Below are 25,601 nucleotides of genomic sequence, written 5' to 3' on the forward strand. Positions count from 1 at the left end.
CCGGAGGGCAGGGGAGACGGCCTAGCCTGGCTGGCAGACCTGCCGGAGGATGTCGAGCGTCTCCAGCGCCTTGCCCGCGCCCATCACCACGGCGGACAGCGGATCCTCGGCGAGGAACACCGGCAGACCCGTCTCCTCGCGCAGGAGCGTGTCGAGGTTCTTGAGCAGCGCGCCACCGCCGGCGAGCACGATGCCGCGGTCGGCGATGTCGCCGGCGAGCTCCGGCGGCGTGCGCTCGAGCGTGAGCTTCACCGCCTCGACGATGCCGTTGACGGGCTCGGCGAGCGCGTCACGCACCTCGTCGCTGCTCACCGTGAGCGTGCGCGGCACGCCGGCCACCAGGTCGCGACCCTTGATCTCCATGGTCATGACCTCCTCGGTGGGGTACGCGGTGCCGATGCCCATCTTGATGAGCTCCGCGGTGCGCTCGCCGATGAGCAGGTTGTACTTGCGCTTGACGTACTGGATGATCGCCTCGTCCAGCTTGTCGCCGCCGATGCGCACGCTCTTGGCGAACACGATGCCGGCGAGGCTGATGACGGCCACGTCGGAGGTGCCACCGCCGATGTCGACGATCATGTTGCCGCTGGGCTCGGTGACGGGCAGGCCCGCGCCGATGGCGGCCGCCATGGGCTGCTCGATGAGGTACACCTCACGGGCGCCGGCGTTGGCGGCGGCCTCGCGCACCGCGCGGCGCTCCACCTCGGTGATGCCCGAGGGAATGCCGATGACGATGCGCGGGGAGACGAGCGACTTGCGGTTGTGCGCCGTCTGGATGAAGTAGCGCAACATCGCCGCGGTGATCTCGAAGTCGGCGATGACGCCGTCCTTCATCGGGCGGATGGCCACGATATTGCCCGGGGTCCGACCGAGCATCTCCTTGGCCTCCTTGCCGACGGCGAGCACCTTCTTGCCGCCGCGCGCGTCCTGCTGGACGGCCACCACGGAGGGCTCGTTGGACACGATGCCCTGGCCGCGGATGTAGATGAGCGTGTTGGCCGTGCCCAGGTCGATGGCGAGGTCACGCGAGAAGAGAGTGTGGAGCCAGTCGAACATACGGGGGCGGGAACTTTCCGGACTACGTCGTCAATTCCCACGGAACAGTGGGATCGCGCGGCAACCTACTACGCAGCCCCCGTTGCAGAAAGAAAAGGCAACGTCAAGCCCGGGGCCCGGCCGCAGAGCGTCCAACCCCGGAACCTTCTACTCCAGTTTTCCTTATTTGTCGTATTTCGTACGGATTCATGCCAGCGAGGGCTGGCCGGTCTCGTGGGTGGGGCGGCTGGAGCGGGCGGCATCACCGATGCCCTGGCCGGTGGAGCCGGAGAGGGAGCCGGGGGCCTCGAGCGCGGGAGCGGCGCCGGGCGCGTGGCGCAGGGCTTCGCGGGTGACGAGCAGGAAGGCCTCGTGCATGGGCTCGAAGAGCAGGGCGGTGGCGTACCAGAAGGGGGCGTAGTCCAGGCGGATGAGCCCCTTCACGCTCCAACCCTTGTCCTCGTAGTCCCAGGGGCAGCGGCCGAGCGCCTTGCGCAGGAGCCAGCCGCTGGTGAACTCCGCTCCGAAGATGACGGCGGTGTAGGCGAGCGCCCGCAGGAGCCGGGGCAGGAAGCGCAGCCGCTCCTGGAGGGACTCCAGGCTCAGGGCCGTGGCGCCGTAGATGGGGTGCATCCACAGGTAGGTCTTCGCCGTGCAGGTCCGGTCGCCCTTCAGGGCGTTCTCCATGCCGGTGAAGCACACCTCCAGCACCCAACCCGCGCAGCCATAGAGGACGTATCGAGGTAGCACGCCCCGAAGTTGGGGATGCCCGTCGTGCCGGGCACTGGGACCGCGGGACGGGCCGTCGTGAAGCCCGTGGCCCCGGTGGGCGGCTCAGCGCTTGAGGGCGTACTTCCCGATGACGTAGAGCGCTCGCACGCCATCCTTCCAGCCGATCTTCTTGCCCTCCTCGTAGGTGCGCCCGTGGTAGCTGATGGGCACCTCGAAGACGCGCCAGCCGCCGCGAGCCACCTTGGCGGTGATCTCCGGCTCGAAGCCGAAGCGGTCCTCTTCCACGGTGACGGAGCGGATGACCTCGGCGCGGAAGGCCTTGTAGCAGGTCTCCATGTCGGTGAGGTTCAGGTTGCTCGTCATGTTGCTCAACGTGGTGAGCAGGTTGTTGATGACCGAGTGCCAGTAGTAGAGGACGCGCCGGGGCGTGCCGGTGAAGCGGCTGCCGAAGACGACGTCCGCCTCGCCATCGATGATGGGCTGGAGCACGCGGGGGATGTCGCGCGGGTCGTACTCGAGGTCCGCGTCCTGCACGATGATGATGTCCCCGGTGGACTCGGCGAAGCCACGCCGCAGGGCCGCGCCCTTGCCCTGGTTCTTCTCCTGCAGGAGCACGCGCACCTCGTTGCGGTTCTTCGGGGTGCCGCCCACGACCGAGAGGCCCTCGGTGGTCAGACGCTGGAGCAGCTCGCGGCTGCCGTCGCGCGAGCAGTCGTCCACGAGGACGAGCTCTTTCGGGAAGTCCACCGCGGTGACACGGCGGATGATTTCGGCGAGCGTGGAGATCTCGTTGTAGACCGGGATGACGACGGAGACGAGCATGGCGATTGGCGCTCTAATCGATTTCCGGGCTCCGCGCGACTCTTCGTTCTCCCCGGCCCCGGGAAGTAAGACACCCGGCGCCCACCCTCCGAGGATTCGCCATGAGCCCACTCATCGACCGCCTGCAGTCGTACATGCGCCGCGCCGCCGCGCAGCGCTACGAGTCGCTCTCCGTGCCGCCCTTCACGGTGTTCCTCCACGCCTTCGATCCGCTCATCTACTTCAACTACGCCATTCCGGACGGGCCCCTCACCGGGGACGTGCGCGAGCCCTTGCGGCGGCTCCGGGAGGAGTTCCAGCGACGGGGGAGGGTGCCGCGCTTCGAGTACGTCTCCGAGCTGGCCCCGGGCCTGGCGGACACGCTGCTCGCCGCCGGTTTCCGCCAGGAGGCCGAGGCCCGGGTGATGGTCTGCACGCCCGGGACCTTCACGCCCGTGGCGGTGCCGGAGGGGCTCGCGTTGTCGGTCCTCACGTCCAGCTCCTCGCGCGAGGAGGTGTGCGCGTACTGCACCACCGCGCGGCGGGGCTTCTCTCCGGACGAGCCCTATGAGGCCTCCGAGGAGGAGGTGTCCAAGACGCTGGAGGAGCTCGCGCGGGGCCGGGCGATGGTGGGGCGGGTGGAAGGAGAGCCCGCCGTGGTGGGCATGTTCACCCCGCCCTCCGAGGGCATCGCCGAGCTCGGCGGGGTGGCGACGCTCGAGCGCTTCCGCAAGCGGGGCCTTGGCACCGCGCTGACGTCCCGCCTGGCCCAGGAGGCCTTCGCGGGGGGCGTGGACCTGCTGTTCCTGAGCACCATCACCGAGGAGGCCGGCCGCATCTATGAGCGGGTGGGCTTCCGGTTCGCCACGCGGATGCTCTTCATGGTGGAGGGCTCGCACCCGGAAGGGGCGATGGTGCCCGTCACGGGTTGAGCCGGCGAGGTGGGTCGGGGTGGAGCCGCGTTCCTCGGGTCTCACCGGGCACGGAGGCGCTCACGAAGTCGAGCAGGAGCCGTTGGTAGCGCTCGGGCTCGGAGTCCCGGAGCGTTCCATGGCGGCCCTCGCGGAACACCTCCAGCCGTGCATGGGAGGAGATGCGTCCCGCGAGATCCTCCACCTCGTCTAGATGGGCGTGGCGGTCCCTGGCCCCGGCCAGGAACAGCACGGGAACCTCCTGGGGAATGCCGGCCACGTGGTCGAGCGGGCGGAGCTGCTCCGCGGGCAGGGGCAGGAAGGCGTCTCCGAAGAGCCACATGCCGTGGAACGCCAGTCGGTCGAGCCCCGGTGGCAGGTTGCTCTTCAGCCGGTTGCTCACGGCGGTGCGCAGGTCCCTGTAGGGCGACTCGAGCACGTAGCCCCGAACGCGGGAGCCCACCTCCCGTGAGGCGAAGATGGCGGCCGCCGCCCCGAGCGAGGTGCCGAACACGATTCTCGGGCGATCCGGCGCCTCACGCTCGAGGAAGGCAATACCGGCGAGCACGTCTTGACGGGCACTCCAGCCGAAGTCATTCACCTCACCCTCGGAATCCCCATGGGTGCGCAGGCTGAGGGCCAGCACGCAGTACCCCCGTCCAGAGAACTCCTCGAGGAGAGAGCGCAGCGAGGTGCGAGAGCCCCCGTTGCCATGCAGCATCAGCACGCAGGGCGCGCCGGGCTCCCCCCGCGCCAGCCAGGTTCCGACTTTCGTGCCATCGGCCACGATGAGACGATGCTCCTCGACGGTACCTTGGGCGAGCGCCGGAGCTGGTTCGGGGAAGTAGGGCCGGGCCCGGCGCGTGAGCCGCCACGTCATCAGCGCGCCGGAGACCGCCCAGCCCACACCCAGGAGGGCGAGCACGAGCATGATGAGGCGGAACACCCGAGCGCGAAGGGGGGGCGGGAGCACGGAGACAGACCGTACCCCAGTCCGGCACTTCCTCCGCAAGTGGAGCGGGGGGGCGGCAGTGGTCGGGAAGAAAGGCTTCTACGTGCGCCAGTTCGTTCCGTAGAGTCGTCAGACTGTCGCGTCAGGCCATGGAGGGTGGAAGATGGACCCGAGTGACTTCGAGTCCCGGATGCGCGAGGGCGAATTCTTCCACTCCCTGCGGCTGTTGCGCGGGGCGTGGTGCGTGCTGCGAGTGGATGGACGGGGGTTCTCGCGCTTCACCGAGACGCACTACGACAAGCCCTTCGACGTCCGGATGCACGAGCAGATGGTGCGCACGGCCTCGGCGCTGCTGGAGGAGTTGCAGGGCCTCTACGCCTATACGGAGAGCGATGAGATCTCCGTCCTCTTCCGGCCGGAGTGGTCGCTCTACGACCGGGAGGTGGAGAAGCTGGTGTCGCTCAGCGCGGGCCTGGCCAGCGCCACCTTCACGCACGCGGCGGGGGTGCCGGCCGTGTTCGACAGCCGGGTGTGGCTGGGCGTGAACGAGGACGCGGTGCTGGACTACTTCCGCTGGCGTCAGGCGGACGCGACCCGGTGCGCGCTCAATGGCTGGTGCTACTGGACGCTGCGCAAGGAGGGCCAGAGCGCTGCGCAGGCCTCGCGGGTCCTGCACGGCCAGTCCGTGGGCTTCAAGAACGAGCTGCTCTTCCAGCGCGGCATCAACTTCAACGAGCTGCCGCCCTGGCAGCGGCGGGGCTCGGGCGTGGTGTGGGAGCAGTACGAGAAGGAGGGGATCAATCCCGTCACGGGCCAGACGGTGCGCTCCACGCGCCGCAGGCTGCGCGTGGACCAGGAGCTTCCGATGAAGGACGCCTACGACGCCTATCTCCGCGAGCGGATGCGCCCCGAGTCCTGAGGAACTGGGGCGCGCACGGAGTCTCCGGCTCTGGCGTCAGCCGGCAAGCTCCCGCTCGATTCACTCGGTGACCGAGCGATGCGTGGGCTTCCAGCCCAGCTCGGTTCTCGATGCGGGTGCACGCCGCGCTTGATAATCCGGCACGGCACCACATGCTTCTGTGAAGCCGGTTCACGGATGGGAACGTGGAATGGACAATCGTGCGGGTGAGATGCAGGTGTTCGTGCGCGTCGTGGAGGCGGGAAGCTTCTCCGAGGCGGCACGGCAGATGATGATGACCCCCTCCACGGTCAGCAAGCTCATTGGCCGCATCGAGACGCGGCTGGGGGTGCGGCTCATCGAGCGCTCCACGCGTCGTCTTTCCCTCACCAACGAGGGGCAGGTCTACTACGAGCGCAGCACGTCGCTGCTCACCGAACTCGACGACATCGAGAAGGACCTCTCCCTCGGGGCGCAACATGCGAGCGGGACGGTGCGGGTCAACGCCTCGGTTGCCTTTGGCGCGCGCGGGGTGGAGCCGCTGTTGCCCGCCTTCTGGGCGGCGCATCCCCACATCCGCGTCGACCTGTCGCTCTCCGATGAAATCGTCGACCTCTATCTCGACCGCACCGACGTGGCCTTCCGCGTGGGCGCACTGGAGTCCTCCAGCCTGATCGCGCGCAGGATTGGCACCGCGCGACGCAAGATCGTGGCCTCACCCGCCTATCTCCAGCGGCACGGGGTGCCCCGCACGAGCGACGATCTCGATCACCACAACTGCCTGGGCTTCAACTTCCGCCGGTCCGCGCCCGTCTGGCCCCTCAAGCAGGGCGGGCGCATCGTCGACCGGACCGTTGGGGGCAACCTGCTCGCCAACAACGGCGAGACGGTGCGGCGGATGGCCATCGCGGGCGTCGGGCTCGCCCGGCTCGCTGATTTCCATGTGACGTCGGACCTCGCCGCGGGCCGGTTGGTCGAGGTGCTGGCCGGAGATGGCATGGGCGATGCGGAGGAAGTCCACGCGCTCCATCTCGGAGGTCAGCGCGTGCCCCGGCGGGTACGCGCCTTCCTCGACTTCATGGTCCCCCGCCTCCAGGCTTTCATGAAGGGGAGCTGACCCGAGCCGCCAGGCGAGGCGTGCTAGGAAGGACGCATGACCCGCCTCTTCCGTGCCGCGGACCTCCTCGCCGAGCGCGTGGCCGACGCCGACGTGGAGTGCTTGCAGCCGTTGCTCGAGCATTGCGAGGACTACCACCAGCTCGTCTATGGCCGGCCCGCCACCGAGGACGAAGCCCGCCGGATACCCTCCGAACGGCCCCCGGGCCTGACGCCGGAGCAGCCGCACCTGCTGGCCTTGCGCGACGCGCACGGGCGGAGCGTCGGAGTCCTCGAGGGATTGAGGGACTACCCCTCGCCCGGGGAGTGGTACCTGGGGTTGCTGTTGCTCGTGCCCGAGGCTCGAGGCCAGGGACGGGGCGAGGCCGTGCTCCGGGCCTATGCGGATTGGGTGCGAGCCGAGGGCGGCCGACTGCTCAGGCTGGCGGCGGTGGAACAGAATGAAGCGGGCCGCCGCTTCTGGGCGCGCATGGGCTTCCAGGAGGAGAAGTGGGTGGGTCCCCTGGAGCAGGGGCTGCGCATGAACCGCCTGGTGCGCATGACGATGGCGCTGGGTTGAGGATCAGGATGCCCGCGCGGGGTGCCCGCCCACGACGTAATAGACGGGGAGCACGAAGGTGGTGTCCAGGTGCACGCTGGACACCTCGCTGGAGAGCTTGAGCTCCCAGTGGCAGCTGCGTGAGGCGTGGAGCGCCGTCGAGTGCTCGGGCCCGCCCTCGGGCAGCTCGAGGGGAAGGGCGAGCGCCTTGCCTTCGTGCAGGGCCGCCGCGTCCACGGTGTACGTGTGCGAGTGCTCGATGTGGGTCACCGACTGGGTGAGCCGCTCGTCGCCGCAGCCCGTCGTCTCCGCCCACTCCCGGATGCGCCGCAGCTCGACCTTCACGTTCGACATGCGGGCGAGGCTCCGGGCCTCCAGGTGCACCTGGCACCGGGAGCCGAGTTCCAGGGGCACTCCGGGCAGGAGCAGGCGCATCCGGCCAAAGCGCAGCAGGGCGAGGGTGCCAAGCACCGTGGGCCCGAGCACCCTCGTGAAGATGATGATGTCGAAGCCGAGCAGGACGAGGCCCAGGAGCGCACCGGGCAACACATGCCCCTGGCTGAAGACCCGGCTGTAGAACAGCCAATGAACGACGGCGAGGACCGCCAGGAGGACGAGGCTGACGGGCCAGGAGACCAGGAGCTGCGTCAACCGCTGGTCTTGCAACTCGTGCCGCCAGGAGTGGTCCCAGAGCCAGGGTTCATACGGATGCTTCTGGGAGAGCATGACCCGCAGGCCCCAGCGGCCCAGCGAGAGGAGCGCGAACAGGAAGGTGAGCGCGCCGACCGAGGCGAAGGGCGCACCGGTGCCGCGAAGGAAGTGGGCGAAGCCCTCGTCGTCCAGGCCCAGGTAGCTCACGCCCAGGGGCGATAGCACCACGGCTCCCGCCCATCGGGGAAAGGAAGCCGGTCGGGCCTCGGTGAGAACCGGGGTGGAGTCTTCCCGTGCGGTGGCGGAGAGCGGAGGGCTCATGGCCGGCAGCTTAACGCCCGGTCCGGCAAGGGAGCCATCCCACCCCCCCGATGGAGACGGTGGCGGTTCACACTCCCGCCATGACTCCGCCGTCCACCGTCATCACGCAGCCATTCACGTACGAGGCCTCCTCCGACAGCAGCCAGGTGATGGCCCTGCCGCACTCCTCGGGCGCTCCCAAGCGCCCCATGGGAATCCTCGCCAGGTAGTACTGCTCCTCCGCCTTCCTCGGGTCTCCCGGAGACATCTTCTCCATCAGCCCCTCCAGCATGGGCGTGCGGTGCGCCCCCGGGCACACGACGTTCACCCGGATGCCTTGCCGTGCGAACTCCATGGCCGCCGTCTTGCTCAGCCCATGCATCCCGTGCTTCGCCGCCGTGTACGCCGACCCCATCGGTGTCCCCGCCAGCCCGTTGATGGACGACACGTTGACGATCGCCCCGCCTCCCGCTCGCAACATCTCGGGGATCTCGTACTTCATGCACAGCCACACGCCCTTGAGGTCCACCCCGAGGATGCGGTCGAACTCCTCCTCTGGCAGCTCCGTCAGCGGCACCAGCATCATGTCCCCCAGCGCCGCGTTGTTCACCGCCACATCCAGCCGCCCCCACTTCTCCACCACCGTGCCCACCATCCGCCGGATGTCCTCGCTTCGCCCCATGTCCGCCGGCACGTAGAGCGCTTCCAGCCCCTCCTCTCGCAGGGCCCGCTCCGCCGCCTCGCCCCGCTCCTTCCCCCTGCTCACCAGCGCCACCTTCGCCCCGGCCTGTCCCAGTTCCCTCGCCGTCGCCAGCCCGATTCCCGAGCTTCCCCCCGTTACCAGTGCCACCTTGCCCGTGAGTCCCTTCATCGGAGTGCCTCCTCGTTCCCGCTTGGGTACGCCATCACCCTAGCCGCCCCACCACAGGCCGCGGCGCATGACGAGGAGGTGGGGATGGATACGCAACGGAGGCTCGGCGCCCCTGCTCAGCGCGCGGACCCTGGCGAGGGCGCGGTGCGCTGGCGGTTGAGCTCCCAGATGGCGCGCCAGCGCTCCCGGGTGAAGAGGGGACCGCGCACCACGAGGTTCAGCTTGTCGAAGTACTCGGCGAGGGCGGGATCCTTCATGACGTTGCGTCCGGTGCTCAGCGTCTCCAGGTAGCCGTCGGGCACGTCGCGATCGAAGTGGCCGATGCGCCAGTAGCGCCGCGGACGCACCGTGCGCGCGAGCAGTGGATCCGCCAGGGCGTAGATGTCCACGTAATGGAGGGCGGGCCCGGCGCAGAAGCCCTTCATGCCGATGCTGTAGGCCGGGAGCACCGCCCCCTCGGGGTGGCTGGCGCGGTCCGCGCGTCCCTCGTCGCAGAAGTAGTAGGCGGGCCACGGCCGTCCCGGGCGCCAGTGGCGCAGGCCGGCGCCCTCCGCGTAGACGGCGCGCTCGTCGGTGATTCCCTGGGGCTCGCTCTGCCGCGTGTTGTACCAGCGCAGGGGCTTCACGCCCGCCGCCTCGGCCACGGCGGCGCCCAGCGGACCGGGCACCTGTGCCAGCACCAGCACCCCGAGCGCCAGCCGCACTCCACGGGCGGACAGGGTGGGTCGCGCGAGCAACCCCATCATCACCGACGCGTAGAGGGGCGCGGTGAAGAAGCGGCCCGCCATGAAGTCTCCGCCCACCCGCACCACGTAGAGCAGGTACAGGGCGACACCCACCGCGCTCGCCACCAGCACCGGCCGGCGCGAGCGCACCGCCGTCGCGCAGCCCGCCAGCAGCGCCACCGAGGTGAGCGGGTCATAGCGCGTGGAGATGTCCAGGTAGTGCAGTCCCTGGATCGCGATCTCTCCCGAGGGCACGCCGGTGTTGAGCTTGGCGTAGGCCGTGTTGGGGAAGGGGAAGCCGTAATAGACGAACGAGAAGACCTCCCACGCGAGGAAGGGCACCTGGCCCAGCACCAGCAGCCCCGCGGTGCGCCAGCTCCGCGCGTGCCACGCCTCCCAGAGCAGCGCGGGCCCCACCACCAGTCCCAGGTCCATGCGGTTGGTGATGAGCAGGGACGCCAGCAGCGACAACAGACCCATCCGGTACGCGCCTCCGGCTTCCGGCCGAGCCAACACGAGCAGGAATGCGCCCAGCAGCAGGTGCGACAGCGGGTTCTCGAGACCGGAGGTGGCGTAGTCCACGAAGGCCCGCGAGCCGGTGAGCGCCAGCACCGCGAGCAGTGCATGGGTGCGCGTGGGCGCCGCGCGCAGGCACAGGGCGAGCGCCCCCAGGGTCACCGTGACGGAGAGGGCCAGGGTGGTGAAGAACTCCTCGCGCGTGAGGGCGTAGACGGCCGTGACGAGCAGCGTCCACAGCGGGCAGGTGAAGGCTTGCACCCGCTCGGCGATGTTCCAGCGCGGACCGTACCCTCGCACCGTGTGGTCCACCGAGCGCAGCAGGATGTAGGCGTCGTCACTGAGCCATGCGTGCCAGAGCACCACGCCGAGGAGCAGCGCGCAGGTGGCCAGGAGCAGGGAGCGCGGAGGGAGACGAGGCTCCGCCGTGGGGAGTGTGTTGGGGGTCATGGTGGGAGGGGGGCTGTCGCGGGCCTCCATAACACAGGCAGGCCGCGCGCTCGCGTGTCATGCCTGAAGGCGATGGGGCACGGTGGCTGTGGTAAGTACCCGCGCCCTCCACCCATGGTCCTCCCGCCTTCCTCGCGCAAAGTCCTCCTCGTCCTCCTGGCCCTGATCGCGCTCGGCCTGAGCCTGCGTCTGCCGTACTACGGGGGACCCAACCTCTATGGGCTACAGGCGCAGAGCTGGTTGGCGGGGCGGCTGGATGTGCCGGGTCCGGTGGAGGACCTGAGCCTGTACGGGGACCGCTACTACGTGGCCTTTCCCCCGTTCCCCACCCTGGTGGTGTTGCCGGTGGTGGCGCTCACGGGGCACGAGCACGTGCCCTACCGGGCCGTGGCGCTGGTGCTCGCGGGCCTCGTGGCGTGGCTCGCCTGGCGGGTGTTGCGGCGGTTGGAGATTCCCGAGGCGGATCGCCCCTGGCTGGTGGCGGCGCTGCTGGCGGGGACGGCCTTCTGGTTCTGCGTGGTGCAGAGCGAGGGCGTGTGGTTCCTGGCGCACGTGGTGGCGGTGACGTGCTCGCTGCTGGCCCTGGAGGAGGCGCTGGGACCGGCGCGAGGGGCTCGGGCGGGGCTGTGGGCGGGGCTGGCCTTCCTGTCGCGCCAGCTGTGTGTCTATTTGATTCCCTTCATCCTGTGGGTGGTCTGGTGGCGTCACGCGGAGGAGGGCCGCCGACGGCAGGTGCGCGAGGGGGCATGGGCGCTCGTGCTGGTGGGCGTCTGTGGCGGCGTGTACCTGCTGCTCAATGCCTTGCGTTTCGGGGACCCCTTCAACACGGGCTACGCGGGAATGCCCCTGGACGATTTCCTGGCCGCGCGCGTGGAGCGCTATGGCCTGTTCCATCCCGCGTACGTGCCCTTCAACTTCTTCCACATGTTCCTGGAGGGGCCCCACTTCCACTTCGGTGGGAAGCGGCTGCTGGCGCCCGTGGGAATCGATGGCATGGGCACGTCGCTCACCCTGGCCAGTCCCTTCCTCTTCGTGGCGCTGGCGGCGCGGCCGGAGCGCCGCTTGCGGTGGGCGGCCTGGACCATGGTGGGCCTGTGCCTCGTCCACATGCTGCACTACTACAACAACGGCTGGGTGCAGTTGAACGCGCAGCGCTTCAGCCTGGATTTCCTGCCGGTGCTGTGGGTGCTGATGGCGCTGGGCACCCGGCATGTGGAAGCGCGGTGGTGGAAGACATTGGTGGCCTGGTCCATCGGGCTCAACGTGTTCGTCCTGGCGCTCTTGCCCGTGCTCGGCCGCGCCCTGCGCAAGTTGTGAGGGGACTTCATGTAGACTCCCGAGTCCAGCAGCTCGGCTCCAGTGGAGAGAGCGGGGGGGAGACACCATGAAGTGGCGCATGCTGTGGCGAGCGGTCCAGAGCGCGAGGGCGGGCCGGATTGGCGATGCGGCGGCCCTGAAAGGCGCGGCGACGGGTGGCAGGGCCTACCCTGAACTCGATGCGAAGCTGGAACTGCTCGAGGAGCCCTTTCCGTCGATCGACCTCGATGCGCTGCGACGGTTTCCCGAGGGAACCTTCGGGCGTGAGTATGCGCGCTTCATGGATGACCAGCGGTTGAAGCCCTTCATCGTCTCGCGGGAAGTGGCGGAGGAACTGGCGAGGACCTCTCGCCTGGAGGTCCGCTATCCCCTGCTCCACGACGCCTTCCATGTGCTGCTCGGCTTCGACACCAGTCTCGTGGGTGAGCTCGGCGTCTGGTCCTTCGTGTCCGCCCAGCACTACAGCCCCGATTACGATCGCGCGGCCCGGTGGGGTCGGCGGCTCTACCCCCTCGTCCGCCCAGGGCAGGGCGCCGCGTTGCGCGAGGCCTCCGCGCGCGGCGAGGCCCTGGCCCGGCGGGCCCGGTGCCTCATCGCCGAGCCCCTGGAGCAACTCTTCACGCTTCCCTTGCCGGAGGCACGTAACCGCCTGGGCATCGCGCTCGAAGAGAGAGGGCCGTGACTCACCGGGGGGCGTAGGTCCGCTGCCGGGTCAATCGAGCACGGGCCCGCCTACGATGCCGTTGACATCTATTGAAAGAAATCGCGGATCTTCACTTCACACTCGCTCCTGTCTGGAATTGCTTGCCTTCGCCAGAGCCGATTTCCTCACACACCCCGTAGCCCAGGGGGAGACAGAGTCGTGCGACCCGGGGACGACTGTCACTCCGTGGATTTCCGACTAGAAGCCCAGACGCGCCATGCAGCGCTGGCGCTCAACGCTTCCTCCGGGAATCAGAACCAGGAGCACGTCATGGTTGCAATGAGGATGCAGTGGGTGGCCGGACTGGCCGCGCTACTCGCGGTGGTGGCTATTGCCGCTCCTGGCCCGGTCGTGGCGCAGCCCCCAAACGGCTCCATCGCCGCCGCTCGCCAACAACCCCTGGGCACCACCGTGACGGTGGTGGGGGTGGCGACGTCATTCACGGGAGCCTTCTTTCCCAATGACAATGGCTTCGCCATCCAGGAGGAGAAGGTCGGCATCTACATCCTCGACGCGCTCGACGCGAACATCGAGGTCGGCCAGGTGGTCCGTGTGACGGGCACGCTGACCAACTCCTTCGGGCAGGTGCTCAGCGTGGCACCGACGTCCATCGAGGTGCTGGGGGATGCGCACGCGCCCCCACCCCATCCCGTGAAGACCGGCGACGTGAGCGAGGAGACCGAGGGCCGCCTCGTCCGCATCAAGGGCACCATCGTCAGTGATATCGAGAATGACCTTCCCTTCGGATACAAGTTCGCGGTGGATGACGGTACCGGTCCCACCTTCGTGTTCGTCAATGCCGGCACGGGCATCGACGTGAGCGAACTCGAGGAGGGGCAGCGCGTCGTCATCCAGGGCGTCAGCGGAGAATTCCTCGGCGAGTACGAAGTGGACCCCGTGTTCCCGGAGGACATCCGCATCCTCCCTTCATGGTAAGGGCTTCGCGGAGACACCTATAGAGAGAGCTGTGATTCACCCGTGGGCGTAGGTCCGGGCCACGGAGGGGGCGACCGACGCTTATACCTCGTCGAACAATCCGCCCACGATGCCGGTTCGCTCCAGTGCTTCCTTGAGCTCTCCATCGACGATGATCGGCGGATGCCAGCCCCATAGCCGGAAGACGCGAGCGTCACCGACCTTTGACTTGTCGATTCGCAAACCGGAAACGGCGCGGTACTCGCCGACTAGCTCGGGTCGCCCATCCTTCGGCGTGTAGAATTGAACCTCTTTACACGCGGCGTCGTCAATGCAGTGGAGTTCACGAGCGACGTTGAGCACGTAGTAAGGCGTAGCCTCTCCTTCAACCTCAACAGGAAGGAGTTGAACATCCTGCGGCGCCTGCTCGCGGAACACGGACGCGACCCGTTCGCTGACGATAGGGGTCTGCGCTGCCCCGGCAAACTCGATGTCGATCGGTTCGCCGGGCTTGAAAATGGGAACACGTATTCGATCGCGAACCTCTACAGGCCGGCCATCGGTAAATTGCCAGATGTCGTCGATCTCGTCTCCCGCGAGGTTGGTTGGATCCGAGAGATACCAACGCCCTGGTACATGAACATCGATGGTCAGGCGGAAAAAGCGTCGCTCCATGCATTATCCCTCGGTGTTCCTCGTAATGAGGTGACGCAGCCTTGTACCCTCCGTCATAAGATCTCGTGCGATCATAGCAAGTTCCTCCACCAACGAGACCCGACACTGTGCGGGGCCCTTGCATCTATTCATTCTCTTGACGATACGGTCGAGCACCTCTTGATGGTATTCGCGGGGGTGTGGCCCTTTGTGCCCTTTGATGCGGATCAAGTTCGCAGGGTCATCAAGGTCCATGTTGGCCAGCTTGAAGAGCTTCTCGAACTGAGGCGTCCAAGGACCGCCCGATGCTTCGGAAATCTCGTTTTTGTCCGTGCAAATGTGGTGAACGGGTCCCTCGGGATCACCTTGAATCCCACTCCCGGGACCCATGGCGACCGCTGCAACAGCAGTTGGAGCGAGCGTTACGTTCAGTACTCCAGTCGAGGGAAGGGAAATCGCTTGCACCCCGCCCGTGTAAGCTGCGGATAACTGGAACCCACCTTCGGCCTGCGCCCTCAGTGCAGCCTGCGCCGCGCCCGGCAGCTTGGGGGCTTGCGCAGCCATGGCGTTCTTTCCGCCGAGCGCTGCCAACGCGACGACAACCAGAACACGAGCTCCGTTGTCGCCGAGTCTCTTCCCGAAGCGGTGCCCCGCGTCCTTCAGTTCGGAAAAATTCTTCGCGTTCCTTGATTCGGCCGAGAGTTGCAGGAATGCCTGCCCGATGTGCCACACAGGACCCGTACCGAGATACGCAATCAAGGATGCCGTCAACGCGATCGCGATGAGCTTCGTCACCGGCTCGGGTGCGACAAGCATGACGAGTGCGGTTCCAATCATTGTCGTGATCATCGCCCGCAGAGCAGCAGGATTCGTCAAATCCTTTATCGCCTCCGCAACGCCTTCCCAGACTGTATCGAGCGCGAAATAGAGCGCTATCATTCGCTGCTCCATTGGCTTGAACGTGAACCCACCTGCGAGCAGGCTTGGTCAACGACCTGGTGCACTTTGTCGCTGGCAAATCCATTCATATGACGGTAGCACCGTGCGGCCTTGTGCGCCGTCGACGATCCCCCCAGAGGATGCGAGTAATGATCGTGAGTCGCCACGCTCGAACTCATTCAGTGCAACGTTCAGCTCCAGGTCGAGCACGAGCTGCGTGACCGCGTTCTTGTACTCCGCTTCGCTGATTTCGACCGGAGCAGATTCAATCGGCGTGTAGACGATTGGCGCCCCTTGCCCGGTGTCGAGGCTGACAACCCTCGTCGTCGCGCATCCTGCCGCGAGCATGAGCAACGCAACAATCCAACAAACCCTCAACATGAGATGTCCCCAGAGCCAATGTCCCTGCACGTCAGGAAAAGGCGCCACATATATCAGCCCGCTCTGATGATCTCAATGGGTGCTTATAATCTACCCTGTTCGGTAAGTTCCTTCGCGGCCAGCGGCCGCGCGGCGAGAGTCTGCTTCGTTTGGATGAAACTCTAGGGCTGGATGCGTGCCCGGAAGAGTCACGGAGGCGGTGAATCATCCGCGCATATCTGCGGCGGTCTTCATCGTGGACGCGTTCCGATACCCTCACGCTGCTTGGCTCAAAGACTCCAGCAGGGCCCCCAGGTCCGCGTCCGTAGTGAGCGGGTTGAGAGCGTGGTGCGCAGTCACTGGCCCGCCGAGCGGCTGATGGCGGCCTGGAGCATGGTGGGCCAGTTCCTTGACCACATGCTATACTACTACAACAACGGCTGGGTGAAGTTGATCGCGTAGCGCTTCAGCCTGGATTTCCTGCCGGTGCTGATGGCGCTGGGCACCCGGCATGTGGATGCACGGTGGTGGAAGGCATTGTGACCTGGTCCATCGGGCTCAACGTGTTCGTCCTGGCGCTTTTGCCCGTGCTTGGCCGCGCCCTGCGCAAGTTATGAGCAGGGGCCCGTGATTCAGTATGCATAGGTCCGGGCCAGGGCGTCGCGCAACTCACCATCCTGCTTCAGTGTGTCCACGGTGGCGGCGAAGGATTTGCCCGCAGCGTGGACTTCTCGCGCCGGGAATCCGTGGGACGCGAGGTCCAGGTTGTGCGCGGCACCCATGCTCACGGCTTCCTTGGGTTTCAGCACCTCGTCGAGCGCGGTGCGGTCTTGGGCCCATGCTTGGAACTGCTCGACATCCCGTCCGCTGTAGGACTCCTGGCAGAGCCGGATGGCCTCACGGTTGTTCTGAAAGAGCCACGCCTCGATGCTGTAGAACGGCACCACGGTCTTGAGCCGGGTCAACCGTGCATGGGCCCGGGCTTCGAGTGCTTGCGGCGTGGATCCATCCCGTAGCTCGGTGAGCTTCAACACCACGAGTTCCCGGACGCGCGCATAGACAAGCGTCTGGAACTTCTTCACATTTTCACTCGAATCGCGAGTGCTCCATTCCCGATCCCCGTCGAAATGGAAGAGGACCCATCCGTCCACCATCAGGACCTGGGTCGCGATCGTGCGGATGAGTTCCACCTGTTTTTGCCGATCTTTCGCCCTTGTGCTTTTCCAGATGGTGGAGTGGATCGCCTGGAGCGCCAGTTCGTTCCGAACGGGCTCGAAGGAGATCCTGTTCGTATGAACGTGCTCGTCCACCTGTTTGAGCAGTTCCTTCGCGAGGGCTCGGAGCGTTTCAAAGGCCTTCGGTCCAGAATCCTCCGGCAGGATCAGCACGGAGAGGCATGTGGCGGTGCGGTTCACCACAGCCCCCTCGTTCGGAGCAACTCACTGACGTGCTGGATGGCCACCTGATACGCCTTGAAGAATCCTTCCGCGTCTTCTGCGGTCATGTTCTCCCAGACCAATTGCTCGCGGCCCTCGTGAAATTCCGTGCGGCAGAGGACGAATGAAGAGCGCACCTCTTCAGCGGACTCGAAGGAGAGGTAGTCGAGCAGCAGCGGATTCTGGCTCGTCAGGAAGGCCTGGCGCTCGCCGAGATCCTCCAGGCAAGCCTCGATCCATTCGTGGTGCATGCCATTGACCAGCTCATCGGCTACGACACATGTCGAGTAGGTGGCTAGATAATAGAAGAAGGCCAGCAGTCGCTTCTGCCCGTAGCTCAGGAGCGAGTGGTTGATGATGGAACCGTCCCGCCGGGTAAAGTAGAATTGGAGGTTCCCGAATTCGAGCCGTGCGAAAGGGGCAGGTGATCGACCTGTACGCTGGAGCCGGACCTGTGCGGATTTGAAACCGAGTAGTTCCACGAGTCGGTGCAGGAACTCATGCTCTTCATCCTGTGAGTTGATGGCTACGTCCTCGACGTCTGGATTCGACTCGAGGGTTTTCTCCAGTTTTTGAGCGAAAGAGACGGGCCAACCAGGACTGGCTTTGTATTGGCCTTCTTCGTTTTGAAGCTTGAAAACCGAAATGGATTCCCGCTCAATCACCTGCTCGAAATATCCAAGGGACTCATCGAATCTTTGGATGAGAGATGAGAATCCCTCGTTGGCGGATAGCAGTGCGCGGCCCACGTCTTGGATGTTCTGGAGAGACGGCGTCGAGAAAACAAGACCCAGAAGTGGTAGGAGGTTGTGTTGTCCTGGCCATGATTGTTCATGGGTGATGGTGTAGGTCTTCCCTCCTTGGTTGCTCAAGCTGAGCACCTTGCCGTCTAGCCGAAGTGCCCAGGGTTCCTGCCCGGGTCGGATGATGTCAATCTCCAGGACCGTTGCGTATCGAGGAGTTTTTTGAACCAATCCCAGGGCTAGTAGCTCATTCGAAAAGGGCTGGGCATTCGTGCTGTCTCCTGACGGCTCGCGGAGCGTCTCCGTGCGCAAACGCACGGCCAGTTCCACCTGGGCTGTATGCAAGTCGTATTCGAGACTGGCAGCCTCCGCCTGAAGTTGTGAGAAGTCCCACCTCAGAACGTGGACGATCAGGTTCAACAGCGTCGTCTTGCCCGTGCCGTTGCGCCCCAGCATCACGTTGAGCGAGTCCCGGAAGTGCAGTTCCGTCCCTGGCTTCACGTTCCGGTACTTCTCTATCTTCAGGCGCTTCAGCTTCACCATGGCTCGGGTCCTACAGGTCGACGTGGGTCCGCTACGCGCATCGCCGCTCGTCAGCCGATGCGCGTGCCCACCTTACCGCGCGCACTTCGCCGGTCCACCGCACATCGCCGCGAGCGTCCACGACCGACGCCGGGCGTAGACCTCGCTCTAAGAGCGAACCCTTCTGGCCCGACGCAGGCGGTGTGTGACTGCCCACGCCTCCCGTCGCGGCGCCTAGCGGCTTGACGGCCTTGCACCCGCCTTCATAAGTTACCCGGACAATGCGACTTCCCAGGACGGCTGTCCAGCTCATCTTGCTCGTGGTCCTCATGGCGCCGGCGGCCCGGGCGGGTGGGAGCGAGAAGCTCTCTGTTCGTTCCCTCCTGCTGTAGGAGCACCCGGGCCATACCACCCACCGCGTCTACGTGAAGGCGCAGGTCGTCACCGCGCTCCGGTTCGAGAAGGCCGTGGATCCGGACAAGACGAAGATGCTCGGCTGGGAGGGTCGGCTCGAGCCGCTGGCGGTGGTCCGCAACAAGGTCATCTTGGAACCCCTCCACGAGCTTGCCTCCGACGAAGCGATCCCCCTGGTCGTGACGCTCGTGGATGGGACGGAGGTGGCCTTCCTCCTGAGACCCCAGGGCCTTCGAGAGTGGGGCTGGGCGGACCAGCAAATCGACGTGTTCAAGGACCGTGAGAGCTACGCGGCCATGCACGACGCCCTGATGCGCTCCTTCGATGAAAACGACGCCCTGAAAGAGGAGGTCGCGCGCTATCGCCAGGAGGAGCACTCGGGAGACCATGCTCTGGCCGCCCTGCTGACCTCGGGCTCGTTGGCGCAGACGCCGTTCAAGCTCGCGGGTTACGTGACCGGCAAGGACGACGCGGCCGACGTCAACGCGACCCTGTACAAGGGAAAGGGCAAGGCGGCGGTCGTCTTTCGCATCAAGAACCTGTCCTCGGAACAGCCCTGGATCATGACGTCGGCACGTGTCCTGACCGTCGCGAAAGGCCAGGAGCGCGCTGTCGCCACACGATCGCTTCCCTCCAGGATCGACCCCGGTGAGTCGGGTGTCGTCGCCATCGTCGCGGACAGGAGCGCGTTCATGGAAGACGGCAAGCTGACCTCGGTCTTCCTCGAAGTCTATCGGAATGATGGACTTCGGCAGGCCTTCATCCAGCTAGATCCGGACCTCGTTGCGAAGTAGGAGCGGAGCCATGATTTCCTCCAAGCTTGTGCGCTCGTGCTGGTCCGTCTTGCTGATGTCGCTGGCTGGATGTGTGACCCCCGCTGGGGGAGTGGCCCTTCGCCCGGATGGGACTCCAGGACCGGAGGAGTGTTCGGAAGAGGCTCGCAAGGCGATGAACTACCTGCGCCTGTTCGTCGGCGAGGCGGCCGTGGTTCAGATCGACGCGAACCAGTCGGCTACCCCCATCACGCTGTACGAGGGACCCATCGAGAGCATGCTCGAGAATGATCTCGGCCTTCTCGATGCGCCATCGCGGCTCTACGGGCGCGTCTGGACTGGTGGTTCACAGGCCGTCATCCGCTACTACGAGGCCCAGCCGATGAATGGCGGCAACAAAATCCCCCTGTGTGCCGTCGCCCGTATGGGGCTGGGTCAGTTGCGCAAGCGGCCCGAGTCCCCGCCCGGAACCGCCGTCGTTGATTCCACGACCGCCGCGGTCTTCATCGTGGATTCATTCCGCTAGCCCTCACGCCGCCCGGCGCAGGGACTCCAGCAGGGTCTCCAGGTCCTCGTCCGTGGTGAGCGGGTTGATGAGCGTGGTGCGCAGCCACACCTTCCCTCCGAGCATCGTCTGCACGAGGTAGAAGTCCCCGCCGCGCACGAGCGACTCGCGCAGGCGCACCTGGAGCGCGTCCAATTCGCCCGGGGGTACTCCCTCCGGCGTGTGCCGGAAGCAGACGATGTTGCAGTCCGGGGATACGGCCAGCTCGAAGTCCCCGGCGGTCTCCAGGCGCTCGGCGAAGCGCCGCGCCAGATCGAAGCTCGCCGTGACGGCATCCGCGAAAATTCGCGTGCCCAGCACCTTCAGGCACGTGTACAGCTTGAGCGCCATCATCTCCTTGGTGCACTCGAGCGTGCGCATCGCCACGTCGTGCCACGAGCGCGTGTCCTGCCCCGTGAAGAGGTAGCTGGCCTCCTGCGCGAAGGCGTCGAAGGAGCGCTGGCCCTCGCGGAAGAGCACGGCGGTGATGAGCGCCGGCATCATCATCATCTTGTGCGCGTCCCACACCACCGAGTCCGCGCGCTCGATGCCCTTCACCCGGTGTCGATAGCGTGGACTGAGCGCCGTCGACGCCCCATGGGCTCCATCCACGTGGAACCACAGCCCGTGCTTCGCGCAGAAGTCCGCCACGGCCTCGAGCGGATCGAAGGCGCCCGTGGCCGTGGAGCCGGCGCTGGCCACCACGGCGATGGGATGGCGGCCGGCGCGTCGGGCCGTGGCGAGCGCGTCCTCCAGCGCCTCCGGGCGCAGGCGGTAGTGCGCGTCCACGGGAACGGGGGTGACGCCCCCGCTGCCCCAGCCCATCACCCGCGTGGCGCGCGCCAGGCAGTAGTGGGCCGTCTCGGGGACGAGCACCGTGAGCGGCGGTCCGGCCGTGGCGCCTCCATTCCACGCATCGAAGCCGGCCTTGGCCTGGCGCGCGGCGAGCAGCGCGGTGAGGTTGCCCGCCGAGCCCCCCGAGGTGAGCACGCCCCGCGCGCCCTTGGGCATGCCGAGCGTCCCCGCCATCCAGCCGAGCACGTTGTGCTCCATGGCCGTGACGATGGGCCCCATGTCGTACACGGCCATGCCGTTGTTGAGGAACGAGGAGACGAAGTCACACAGGGCGGCGAGGGGCAGGGGGGCCGAGACCTGATGGCCCACGTAGTGGGGATGGTGCAGGTGGTGCGAGCCCTCCACCACGCGGGCGAGCAGGGCGGGGACGTCCCCCGTGGGCTCCTCGGGGAAGTCCGCGGGGAAGTTCGCGATGTGGACCTCGGGCGGGGCCCAGGGCAGCACGGGGCCCTCGCGGCGCGTGGCGCGGGCGAGGTGGTCGGCGAGCTGATCCACGAGCTGGTGCCCGAGCTGGCGGAAGTGCTCGGCGTCGTAGGCGGTGGCGAGGGGCGGACGGGGAGGGGCCATGGGACCGGGTGCATGGCGCCAGTCGGCTCGGGCGTCAATCCTCTGGAACCCTGTCGCTCGGAGGGGCTCCCGCCAGCCGGGAGGCAGGCCCCGCGCGTGCGTCCTCCCGGATGGTTCGCCTGCCCAGGCGGCATACCTTCCTGAGGGGAGCACCATTTATCGATAGGGAGTCGCGCGATGCATCTTCTAGACGAGAAACTCATGGAGCGGGCCATCATCGGGGCGGATGGAAAGGTGATTGGCGAGGTGGCCGGCTTCTTCCTGGATGTAGACACCTGGCGGATCGACGCCCTCCAGGTGAAGTTGGACCGGGCCGTCGCCGAGGAGCTCCGCGCGCGTCACCCGCTCTTCCGCCCGGCGCTCATCGAGATTCCCACCCACCTCGTCCAGTCCGTGGGGGACACCATCGTCCTCTCCGTGGTGGTGGAGGGGCTGCGGCAGGTCCTGTCCCTGGGGGACGAGCACGCGTCCGTTCAGTAGCCAGGGAGTCGGCGCGGAGGGGGGACTCCCCTCCGGCCGGTCCCGACCCCACCTTGGCGGTTCGAGGTTGGGTCCAGGGAGGTGGAGCCATGAACGCGGATTGGTTGAATTCCCCCTTCGAGCGGCGCTCGATCCAGCACGCGATGAAGGTGTGGGACGAAGACGGGAAGCTCTTGGGGCGCGTGAAGGCGATTGGCCAGACGGTGGTGTTCGTCCATCAACGCGCCTCGAAGCAACTGTGGGCGGTGCCTCTGTCGCACATCCGGGGAGTGTCGGGGCGGGGGGTGACCGTGTCGGGCAAGGCGCGGGCGGCGCTGGAGCCCGCGGGAGACCGGTGGAGCACGGAGATCTCCACGGCCATCCACCCCCTGGCCGAGTCCTCGCAAGCTCCGGCTTGAGGCAGGAGGATGATGCGTCCCCAGGCGTTTCGTGCTTGAAGAAGTGACCATGTCCTCCATCGAAGAGCTGTCCCAGAAGGTGTCCGCGGCATTCGCGGACCGGGCGAAGTTGAAGGAGTCCGGGTACGCCGAGGCGGTGCGCGAGACGTTGGCGCTGCTGGACTCGGGGGCCCTGCGGGTCGCGGAGAAGGGCGCCGGGGGCTGGAAGGTGAATGCCTGGGTGAAGGAGGCCATCCTCCTCTTCTTCGGCATCTCCGACATGAAGGTGATGGAGGTGGGGCCCTTCGAGTTCTTCGACAAGATTCCGTTGAAGAAGGGGCTGGAGGCGGCGGGCGTGCGGGTGGTGCCGCCCGGCGTGGTGCGCTACGGGGCGCACGTGGAGCGCGGCGCGGTGGTGATGCCCGGCTACGTGAACATCGGCGCGCGCGTGGGCGCGGGGACGATGGTGGACACCTGGGCCACGGTGGGCAGCTGCGCGCAGGTGGGCCGGGACGTGCACCTGTCCGGTGGCGTGGGACTCGGGGGCGTGCTCGAGCCGCCCACCGCCTCGCCCGTCATCATCGAGGACGGCGCCTTCATCGGCAGCCGCTGCATCGTCGTGGAGGGCGTGGTGGTGGAAGAGGAGGCGGTGCTCGGAGCCAATGTGGTGCTCACCTCCTCCACGCCCATCATCGACGTCTCCGGCCCCGAGGAGAAGGTCTACAAGGGCCGCGTGCCGGCGCGCAGCGTGGTCATCCCCGGCATGAAGGAGAAGCAGTTCCCGGCGGGTCGCTACATGGTGCCCTGCGCGCTCATCATCGGGCAGCGCAAGGAGAGCACCGACAAGAAGACGAGCCTCAACTCGGCGCTGCGCGACTTCGCTGTCTCCGTCTAGGCGCCGCCGGTCCAGGGTTTCAGGGGGGTGGCGGGGCCACTCCGGGAAGGGTCGTGATGATCGTTGGCAAGACGCTGTCCTGGCACATCGTGCTCAAGTACACCGGCCGTCCGGTGGTGGTGCACGTGCTGATGGCCACCGCGGTGGTCATCGCGTACAGCAAGTTCAGCCTCACCTTCCTGGCGGTGCCGGCGCTGCCCGTGACCGTGCTCGCCGCGACCGTTGGCATCCTGCTCACCTTCCGCAACAACTCCGCCTATGACCGGTGGTGGGAGGCGCGCACGCTGTGGGGCTCGTTGGTGAACACGTCGCGCACGTTCGCCCGTCAGGTGCTCACCTTCCTACCCGGCTCCCTCTCCAACGAGGCGTCCACCATGTCCAGCATGCCGCGGGCCACCTCGCGCCTGCTGCGCACGGCGGTGGAGGCCTCTCCCCACGGCGGCACGCTCGGGGTGAGCGATGGCGCCGTGCGCGACCGCTTCGGCAAGGCGCGGGGCGCGTTCATCGCCCCCCACTCGCTCATGGACCACGCCTCCCTGGAGGTGCTCAAGGTCCCGGAGGAGGGACGCGTCGACACCCCGGTGCTCTTCGAGTCCATCACCACGGACGCGCGCGAGCTGGTGTACGCGCAGATCGGCTTCGTGAACGCGCTGCGCTGCCACCTGCGGCGCCAGGATCCCTTCCCCTCCCTCCAGCCCTTCTTCCACCCGTCCGTGCTGGAGGCGCTGCGCGAGGAGCAGAACGTGCCCACGGCCATCGTCGTGTGGATGTCGGCGCGGCTGCGCCGCGTGCTCAGCGAGGCCCCGGGCGTCGAGTCCATGCTCCGCTTGACCATCCTCAACAACTCGCTCACCGACCTGATGAACATCCTCGGGGCCTGCGAGCGCATCAAGAACACCCCCATTCCGCGCCAGTACGACGTGCTGCCCCACGCCATGGTGCGTGCCTACCTCGCCCTGCTGCCGCTCGGCGTGGTCGCCGAACTCGGCATCCTCACGCCCTTCGTGACCGCCATCATCGCCTTCCTCTTCATCGCCATGGATGCCGTGGGCCGCGACGTCGAGGCGCCTTTCGAGGATGGCTACAGCGACATCCCCATGACGGCGCTCGCCCGCACCATCGAGATCAACCTGCGGCAGATGCTCGGAGAGACGGAGCTGCCTCCCCCCTTGCAGCCCGAGAACGGGCTGCTCTACTGACGGCCCCCCCCGGGAGCCCCTTCTTCCATGAACGAACTCGCCACCCGCCTCGCGCAGTCCACCCTGGCCCTGTGCCGCATCCCCAGCCCCATTGGCGAGGAGCGGGCGCTCGCCGACCACGTGGAGCACTGGGCCCGCGCGCACCTGCCCGCGAGCGAGGTGTTCCGCCTGGGCCACTCGCTGGTGCTGGGCCACCTCCAGGACGAGCGGCCCACGGTGGCGCTGGTGGGCCACCTGGACACCGTGCCCGCGCACCCGGAGGACCGGCCGGCGCGCATCGAGGGCGAGCGGGTGTTCGGCCTGGGCGCCTCGGACATGAAGGGCGGGCTGGCGGTGATGATGGCGCTCGCCGAGGACCTGCCCCGCGAGCGGCTGCCGGTGAACCTGGTGTGGGTGCTCTACGAGCGCGAGGAGGGCCCCTACCTGGAGAGCGGACTGGGACCGCTGTTCGACGCGCGGCCGGAGCTCAAGCGGGTGAAGTTCGGCATCGCCATGGAGCCCACGGACGGGGTGGTGCAGGTGGGGTGTGTGGGCACGCTGCACGTGACGTTGCGCTTCAAGGGCCGCAGCGCGCACTCGGCGAGGCCGTGGCAGGGGGAGAACGCCATCCACAAGGCGGGGACGCTGCTCGCGCACCTGCTCACCCGGCCCCGGCGCGAGGTGGTGCAGGACGGCTTCACCTTCCACGAGGTGATGAGCATCACCAAGGCGGCGGGCGGGCGGGCGCGCAACGTGGTGCCGGAGTCCTTCGAGCTCAACCTCAACTACCGCTTCGCGCCGGGCAAGTCGGTGGCCCGGGCGCAGGAGGACGTGCGGGAGCTGGTGGGCGACGCGGCGGAGCTGGAGTTCATCGACCTGGCGCCGAGCGGCCGGGTGTGCGCGGACAACGTGCTCTTCCAGCGGTTGATGGCGCTCACGGGCCTGCCGGCGGCGTCGAAGCAGGCGTGGACGGACGTGGCGCGCTTCTCCGAGCTGGGCGTGGACGCGGTGAACTTCGGGCCGGGCGAGACGGCCCAGGCCCACCAGGCCAACGAGAGCGCCCCCATTCCCGCGCTGGCGCTGGCCTACGAGAAACTGGCGCTGTTCCTGAAGCAGGCGGGCTGAGATTTTCCCCGGCGGTTGTTGGGAGGCTGATGACTCCACATCCACTCTTCCAGGAATCCGCGTCCCTGCGGCGCACGGTGGTGATGATGGTGTTGATCGCCATCCTGCTCTTCAACTGGCAGCCGGATCCCCGGCTGCTCGGTGCTCCCCCGCTCCGGCGGGAGGAGGATCGGCCGCTGCCCGAGGACGCCAATGGCGTGGAGACCCACGCGGCGCGGCCCCTGCGCTCCGCCCATCTGGACGACGCGGGGCGGCAGTTGCCCGGAGGCCGTCAGGCCGCGAGGCGCCGTCCGGGCCGCCGGGGTTGA

At 67.1% G+C, this 25,601-nt stretch carries 25 protein-coding genes and 2 pseudogenes; 15 read left to right on the top strand and 12 right to left on the bottom strand.

What is annotated here, in order from left to right; genetic code table 11:
- Nucleotides 1-21: 21 nt before the first annotated feature.
- From D187_RS18835 to D187_RS18845, 3 genes are all read right to left on the bottom strand, one after another.
- A complete protein-coding gene (locus D187_RS18835) occupies nt 22-1,056 on the bottom strand; it encodes a rod shape-determining protein (protein WP_002621977.1) in 1,035 nt (344 codons plus the stop codon).
- Nucleotides 1,057-1,242: 186 nt separating this feature from the next.
- A complete protein-coding gene (locus D187_RS18840) occupies nt 1,243-1,785 on the bottom strand; it encodes a putative ABC transporter permease (protein WP_002621978.1) in 543 nt (180 codons plus the stop codon).
- A gap of 84 nt (nt 1,786-1,869) precedes the next feature.
- Nucleotides 1,870-2,589 carry a glycosyltransferase family 2 protein gene (locus tag D187_RS18845; RefSeq protein ID WP_002621979.1) on the bottom strand — a complete coding sequence of 240 codons (720 nt, stop codon included), beginning with the start codon at nt 2,587-2,589 and terminating at the stop codon, nt 1,870-1,872.
- A gap of 101 nt (nt 2,590-2,690) precedes the next feature.
- On the opposite strand from D187_RS18845, the gene D187_RS18850 reads away from it, so the two are divergent.
- The gene (locus D187_RS18850; RefSeq protein WP_002621980.1) at nt 2,691-3,500 is read left to right on the top strand and encodes a GNAT family N-acetyltransferase; all 810 of its coding nucleotides are present in this window, start codon (nt 2,691-2,693) and stop codon (nt 3,498-3,500) included.
- On the opposite strand, the gene D187_RS18855 is transcribed toward D187_RS18850, so the two are convergent.
- The gene (locus tag D187_RS18855) at nt 3,490-4,410 is read right to left on the bottom strand and encodes an alpha/beta hydrolase (protein ID WP_155893439.1); all 921 of its coding nucleotides are present in this window, start codon (nt 4,408-4,410) and stop codon (nt 3,490-3,492) included. The two genes, D187_RS18850 and D187_RS18855, sit on opposite strands and share 11 nt — an antisense overlap.
- 184 nt (nt 4,411-4,594) lie before the next feature.
- Between D187_RS18855 and D187_RS18860 the strand changes: the two genes are divergently transcribed.
- From D187_RS18860 to D187_RS18870, 3 genes are all read left to right on the top strand, one after another.
- Complete coding sequence (locus tag D187_RS18860; RefSeq protein WP_002621982.1) at nt 4,595-5,350, top strand: tRNA(His) guanylyltransferase Thg1 family protein; 756 nt, start codon at nt 4,595-4,597, stop codon at nt 5,348-5,350.
- Between the two features lie 190 nt (nt 5,351-5,540).
- Nucleotides 5,541-6,446, top strand: coding sequence for a LysR substrate-binding domain-containing protein (locus tag D187_RS18865; protein ID WP_002621983.1), 906 nt, complete (start codon nt 5,541-5,543; stop codon nt 6,444-6,446).
- 36 nt (nt 6,447-6,482) lie between these two features.
- Nucleotides 6,483-7,004 (top strand): GNAT family N-acetyltransferase, encoded by a 522-nt coding sequence (locus tag D187_RS18870; RefSeq protein ID WP_002621984.1) that lies wholly within the window; start codon nt 6,483-6,485, stop codon nt 7,002-7,004.
- 3 nt (nt 7,005-7,007) lie between these two features.
- Here the strand turns inward: D187_RS18870 and D187_RS18875 are convergent, their stop codons facing one another.
- The 3 genes from D187_RS18875 to D187_RS18885 all read right to left on the bottom strand — a co-directional run bounded on the left by D187_RS18875 (nt 7,008) and on the right by D187_RS18885 (nt 10,496).
- Complete coding sequence (locus D187_RS18875) at nt 7,008-7,955, bottom strand: hypothetical protein (RefSeq protein ID WP_155893440.1); 948 nt, start codon at nt 7,953-7,955, stop codon at nt 7,008-7,010.
- Nucleotides 7,956-8,022: 67 nt separating this feature from the next.
- Nucleotides 8,023-8,805, bottom strand: coding sequence for an SDR family NAD(P)-dependent oxidoreductase (locus D187_RS18880; protein WP_002621986.1), 783 nt, complete (start codon nt 8,803-8,805; stop codon nt 8,023-8,025).
- 116 nt (nt 8,806-8,921) lie between these two features.
- Nucleotides 8,922-10,496: a hypothetical protein gene (locus D187_RS18885; protein ID WP_002621989.1), complete on the bottom strand. Its 1,575-nt coding sequence runs from the start codon at nt 10,494-10,496 to the stop codon at nt 8,922-8,924.
- A 114-nt stretch (nt 10,497-10,610) separates the two neighbouring features.
- Between D187_RS18885 and D187_RS18890 the strand changes: the two genes are divergently transcribed.
- The 3 genes from D187_RS18890 to D187_RS18900 all read left to right on the top strand — a co-directional run bounded on the left by D187_RS18890 (nt 10,611) and on the right by D187_RS18900 (nt 13,452).
- A complete protein-coding gene (locus tag D187_RS18890; protein ID WP_002621991.1) occupies nt 10,611-11,813 on the top strand; it encodes a glycosyltransferase family protein in 1,203 nt (400 codons plus the stop codon).
- 67 nt (nt 11,814-11,880) lie between these two features.
- Nucleotides 11,881-12,495: a Coq4 family protein gene (locus D187_RS18895; protein ID WP_002621993.1), complete on the top strand. Its 615-nt coding sequence runs from the start codon at nt 11,881-11,883 to the stop codon at nt 12,493-12,495.
- A gap of 291 nt (nt 12,496-12,786) precedes the next feature.
- Nucleotides 12,787-13,452: a hypothetical protein gene (locus tag D187_RS18900; protein ID WP_002621994.1), complete on the top strand. Its 666-nt coding sequence runs from the start codon at nt 12,787-12,789 to the stop codon at nt 13,450-13,452.
- A gap of 81 nt (nt 13,453-13,533) precedes the next feature.
- Here the strand turns inward: D187_RS18900 and D187_RS18905 are convergent, their stop codons facing one another.
- The 4 genes and pseudogenes from D187_RS18905 to D187_RS18920 form a co-directional block, all read right to left on the bottom strand.
- A complete protein-coding gene (locus tag D187_RS18905; protein WP_002621995.1) occupies nt 13,534-14,106 on the bottom strand; it encodes an imm11 family protein in 573 nt (190 codons plus the stop codon).
- Nucleotides 14,107-14,109: 3 nt separating this feature from the next.
- Nucleotides 14,110-15,402 (bottom strand): annotated as a pseudogene (locus tag D187_RS18910) (AHH domain-containing protein).
- 614 nt (nt 15,403-16,016) lie between these two features.
- Nucleotides 16,017-16,799, bottom strand: coding sequence for a hypothetical protein (locus D187_RS18915; RefSeq protein ID WP_002621998.1), 783 nt, complete (start codon nt 16,797-16,799; stop codon nt 16,017-16,019).
- Nucleotides 16,796-18,106 carry an AAA family ATPase gene (locus D187_RS18920; RefSeq protein ID WP_002621999.1) on the bottom strand — a complete coding sequence of 437 codons (1,311 nt, stop codon included), beginning with the start codon at nt 18,104-18,106 and terminating at the stop codon, nt 16,796-16,798. Before D187_RS18920 ends, D187_RS18915 begins: the two co-directional genes overlap by 4 nt.
- Before the next feature lie 383 nt (nt 18,107-18,489).
- Between D187_RS18920 and D187_RS18925 the strand changes: the two are divergent.
- Together D187_RS18925 and D187_RS18930 are read left to right on the top strand one after the other, a co-directional pair.
- Nucleotides 18,490-19,293 (top strand): annotated as a pseudogene (locus tag D187_RS18925) (DUF2381 family protein); the annotation flags it as partial.
- 10 nt (nt 19,294-19,303) lie between these two features.
- A complete protein-coding gene (locus tag D187_RS18930; RefSeq protein WP_002622001.1) occupies nt 19,304-19,798 on the top strand; it encodes a hypothetical protein in 495 nt (164 codons plus the stop codon).
- 3 nt (nt 19,799-19,801) lie between these two features.
- On the opposite strand, the gene D187_RS18935 is transcribed toward D187_RS18930, so the two are convergent.
- Entirely contained in the window at nt 19,802-21,238 is a 1,437-nt protein-coding gene (locus D187_RS18935; protein WP_002622002.1) for a pyridoxal phosphate-dependent decarboxylase family protein, read from the bottom strand.
- Between the two features lie 177 nt (nt 21,239-21,415).
- On the opposite strand from D187_RS18935, the gene D187_RS18940 reads away from it, so the two are divergent.
- The 6 genes from D187_RS18940 (at nt 21,416) to D187_RS18965 (ending at nt 25,601) form a co-directional block, all read left to right on the top strand.
- The gene (locus D187_RS18940; protein WP_043430563.1) at nt 21,416-21,718 is read left to right on the top strand and encodes a PRC-barrel domain-containing protein; all 303 of its coding nucleotides are present in this window, start codon (nt 21,416-21,418) and stop codon (nt 21,716-21,718) included.
- Between the two features lie 89 nt (nt 21,719-21,807).
- The gene (locus tag D187_RS18945; protein WP_002622005.1) at nt 21,808-22,116 is read left to right on the top strand and encodes a hypothetical protein; all 309 of its coding nucleotides are present in this window, start codon (nt 21,808-21,810) and stop codon (nt 22,114-22,116) included.
- 49 nt (nt 22,117-22,165) lie between these two features.
- Nucleotides 22,166-22,990 (top strand): 2,3,4,5-tetrahydropyridine-2,6-dicarboxylate N-succinyltransferase, encoded by an 825-nt coding sequence (locus D187_RS18950; protein ID WP_002622006.1) that lies wholly within the window; start codon nt 22,166-22,168, stop codon nt 22,988-22,990.
- A gap of 56 nt (nt 22,991-23,046) precedes the next feature.
- On the top strand, nt 23,047-24,189 hold the full coding sequence (locus D187_RS18955) for a bestrophin family protein (RefSeq protein ID WP_002622007.1): 1,143 nt from the start codon (nt 23,047-23,049) through the stop codon (nt 24,187-24,189).
- A 27-nt stretch (nt 24,190-24,216) separates the two neighbouring features.
- Entirely contained in the window at nt 24,217-25,293 is a 1,077-nt protein-coding gene (dapE, locus tag D187_RS18960; protein ID WP_002622008.1) for a succinyl-diaminopimelate desuccinylase, read from the top strand.
- 29 nt (nt 25,294-25,322) lie between these two features.
- Nucleotides 25,323-25,601, top strand: coding sequence for a hypothetical protein (locus tag D187_RS18965; protein ID WP_002622009.1), 279 nt, complete (start codon nt 25,323-25,325; stop codon nt 25,599-25,601).

Origin of the sequence: Cystobacter fuscus DSM 2262 (assembly GCF_000335475.2) — a bacterium.
Classification (GTDB): Bacteria; Myxococcota; Myxococcia; order Myxococcales; family Myxococcaceae; genus Cystobacter; species Cystobacter fuscus.

Excerpts from the sequence above, each read along its gene's own strand:
- D187_RS18835 (WP_002621977.1), bottom strand. The coding sequence starts at position 1,056 with ATGTTCGACTGGCTCCACACTCTCTTCTCGCGTGACCTCGCCATCGAC.
- D187_RS18845 (WP_002621979.1), bottom strand. The coding sequence starts at position 2,589 with ATGCTCGTCTCCGTCGTCATCCCGGTCTACAACGAGATCTCCACGCTC.
- D187_RS18850 (WP_002621980.1), top strand. The coding sequence starts at position 2,691 with ATGAGCCCACTCATCGACCGCCTGCAGTCGTACATGCGCCGCGCCGCC.
- D187_RS18855 (WP_155893439.1), bottom strand. The coding sequence starts at position 4,410 with ATGCTCGTGCTCGCCCTCCTGGGTGTGGGCTGGGCGGTCTCCGGCGCG.
- D187_RS18860 (WP_002621982.1), top strand. The coding sequence starts at position 4,595 with ATGGACCCGAGTGACTTCGAGTCCCGGATGCGCGAGGGCGAATTCTTC.
- D187_RS18865 (WP_002621983.1), top strand. The coding sequence starts at position 5,541 with ATGGACAATCGTGCGGGTGAGATGCAGGTGTTCGTGCGCGTCGTGGAG.
- D187_RS18870 (WP_002621984.1), top strand. The coding sequence starts at position 6,483 with ATGACCCGCCTCTTCCGTGCCGCGGACCTCCTCGCCGAGCGCGTGGCC.
- D187_RS18875 (WP_155893440.1), bottom strand. The coding sequence starts at position 7,955 with ATGAGCCCTCCGCTCTCCGCCACCGCACGGGAAGACTCCACCCCGGTT.
- D187_RS18880 (WP_002621986.1), bottom strand. The coding sequence starts at position 8,805 with ATGAAGGGACTCACGGGCAAGGTGGCACTGGTAACGGGGGGAAGCTCG.
- D187_RS18885 (WP_002621989.1), bottom strand. The coding sequence starts at position 10,496 with ATGACCCCCAACACACTCCCCACGGCGGAGCCTCGTCTCCCTCCGCGC.
- D187_RS18890 (WP_002621991.1), top strand. The coding sequence starts at position 10,611 with ATGGTCCTCCCGCCTTCCTCGCGCAAAGTCCTCCTCGTCCTCCTGGCC.
- D187_RS18895 (WP_002621993.1), top strand. The coding sequence starts at position 11,881 with ATGAAGTGGCGCATGCTGTGGCGAGCGGTCCAGAGCGCGAGGGCGGGC.
- D187_RS18900 (WP_002621994.1), top strand. The coding sequence starts at position 12,787 with ATGGTTGCAATGAGGATGCAGTGGGTGGCCGGACTGGCCGCGCTACTC.
- D187_RS18905 (WP_002621995.1), bottom strand. The coding sequence starts at position 14,106 with ATGGAGCGACGCTTTTTCCGCCTGACCATCGATGTTCATGTACCAGGG.
- D187_RS18920 (WP_002621999.1), bottom strand. The coding sequence starts at position 18,106 with ATGGTGAAGCTGAAGCGCCTGAAGATAGAGAAGTACCGGAACGTGAAG.
- D187_RS18930 (WP_002622001.1), top strand. The coding sequence starts at position 19,304 with ATGATTTCCTCCAAGCTTGTGCGCTCGTGCTGGTCCGTCTTGCTGATG.
- D187_RS18935 (WP_002622002.1), bottom strand. The coding sequence starts at position 21,238 with ATGGCCCCTCCCCGTCCGCCCCTCGCCACCGCCTACGACGCCGAGCAC.
- D187_RS18940 (WP_043430563.1), top strand. The coding sequence starts at position 21,416 with ATGCATCTTCTAGACGAGAAACTCATGGAGCGGGCCATCATCGGGGCG.
- D187_RS18945 (WP_002622005.1), top strand. The coding sequence starts at position 21,808 with ATGAACGCGGATTGGTTGAATTCCCCCTTCGAGCGGCGCTCGATCCAG.
- D187_RS18950 (WP_002622006.1), top strand. The coding sequence starts at position 22,166 with ATGTCCTCCATCGAAGAGCTGTCCCAGAAGGTGTCCGCGGCATTCGCG.
- D187_RS18955 (WP_002622007.1), top strand. The coding sequence starts at position 23,047 with ATGATCGTTGGCAAGACGCTGTCCTGGCACATCGTGCTCAAGTACACC.
- dapE (WP_002622008.1), top strand. The coding sequence starts at position 24,217 with ATGAACGAACTCGCCACCCGCCTCGCGCAGTCCACCCTGGCCCTGTGC.
- D187_RS18965 (WP_002622009.1), top strand. The coding sequence starts at position 25,323 with ATGACTCCACATCCACTCTTCCAGGAATCCGCGTCCCTGCGGCGCACG.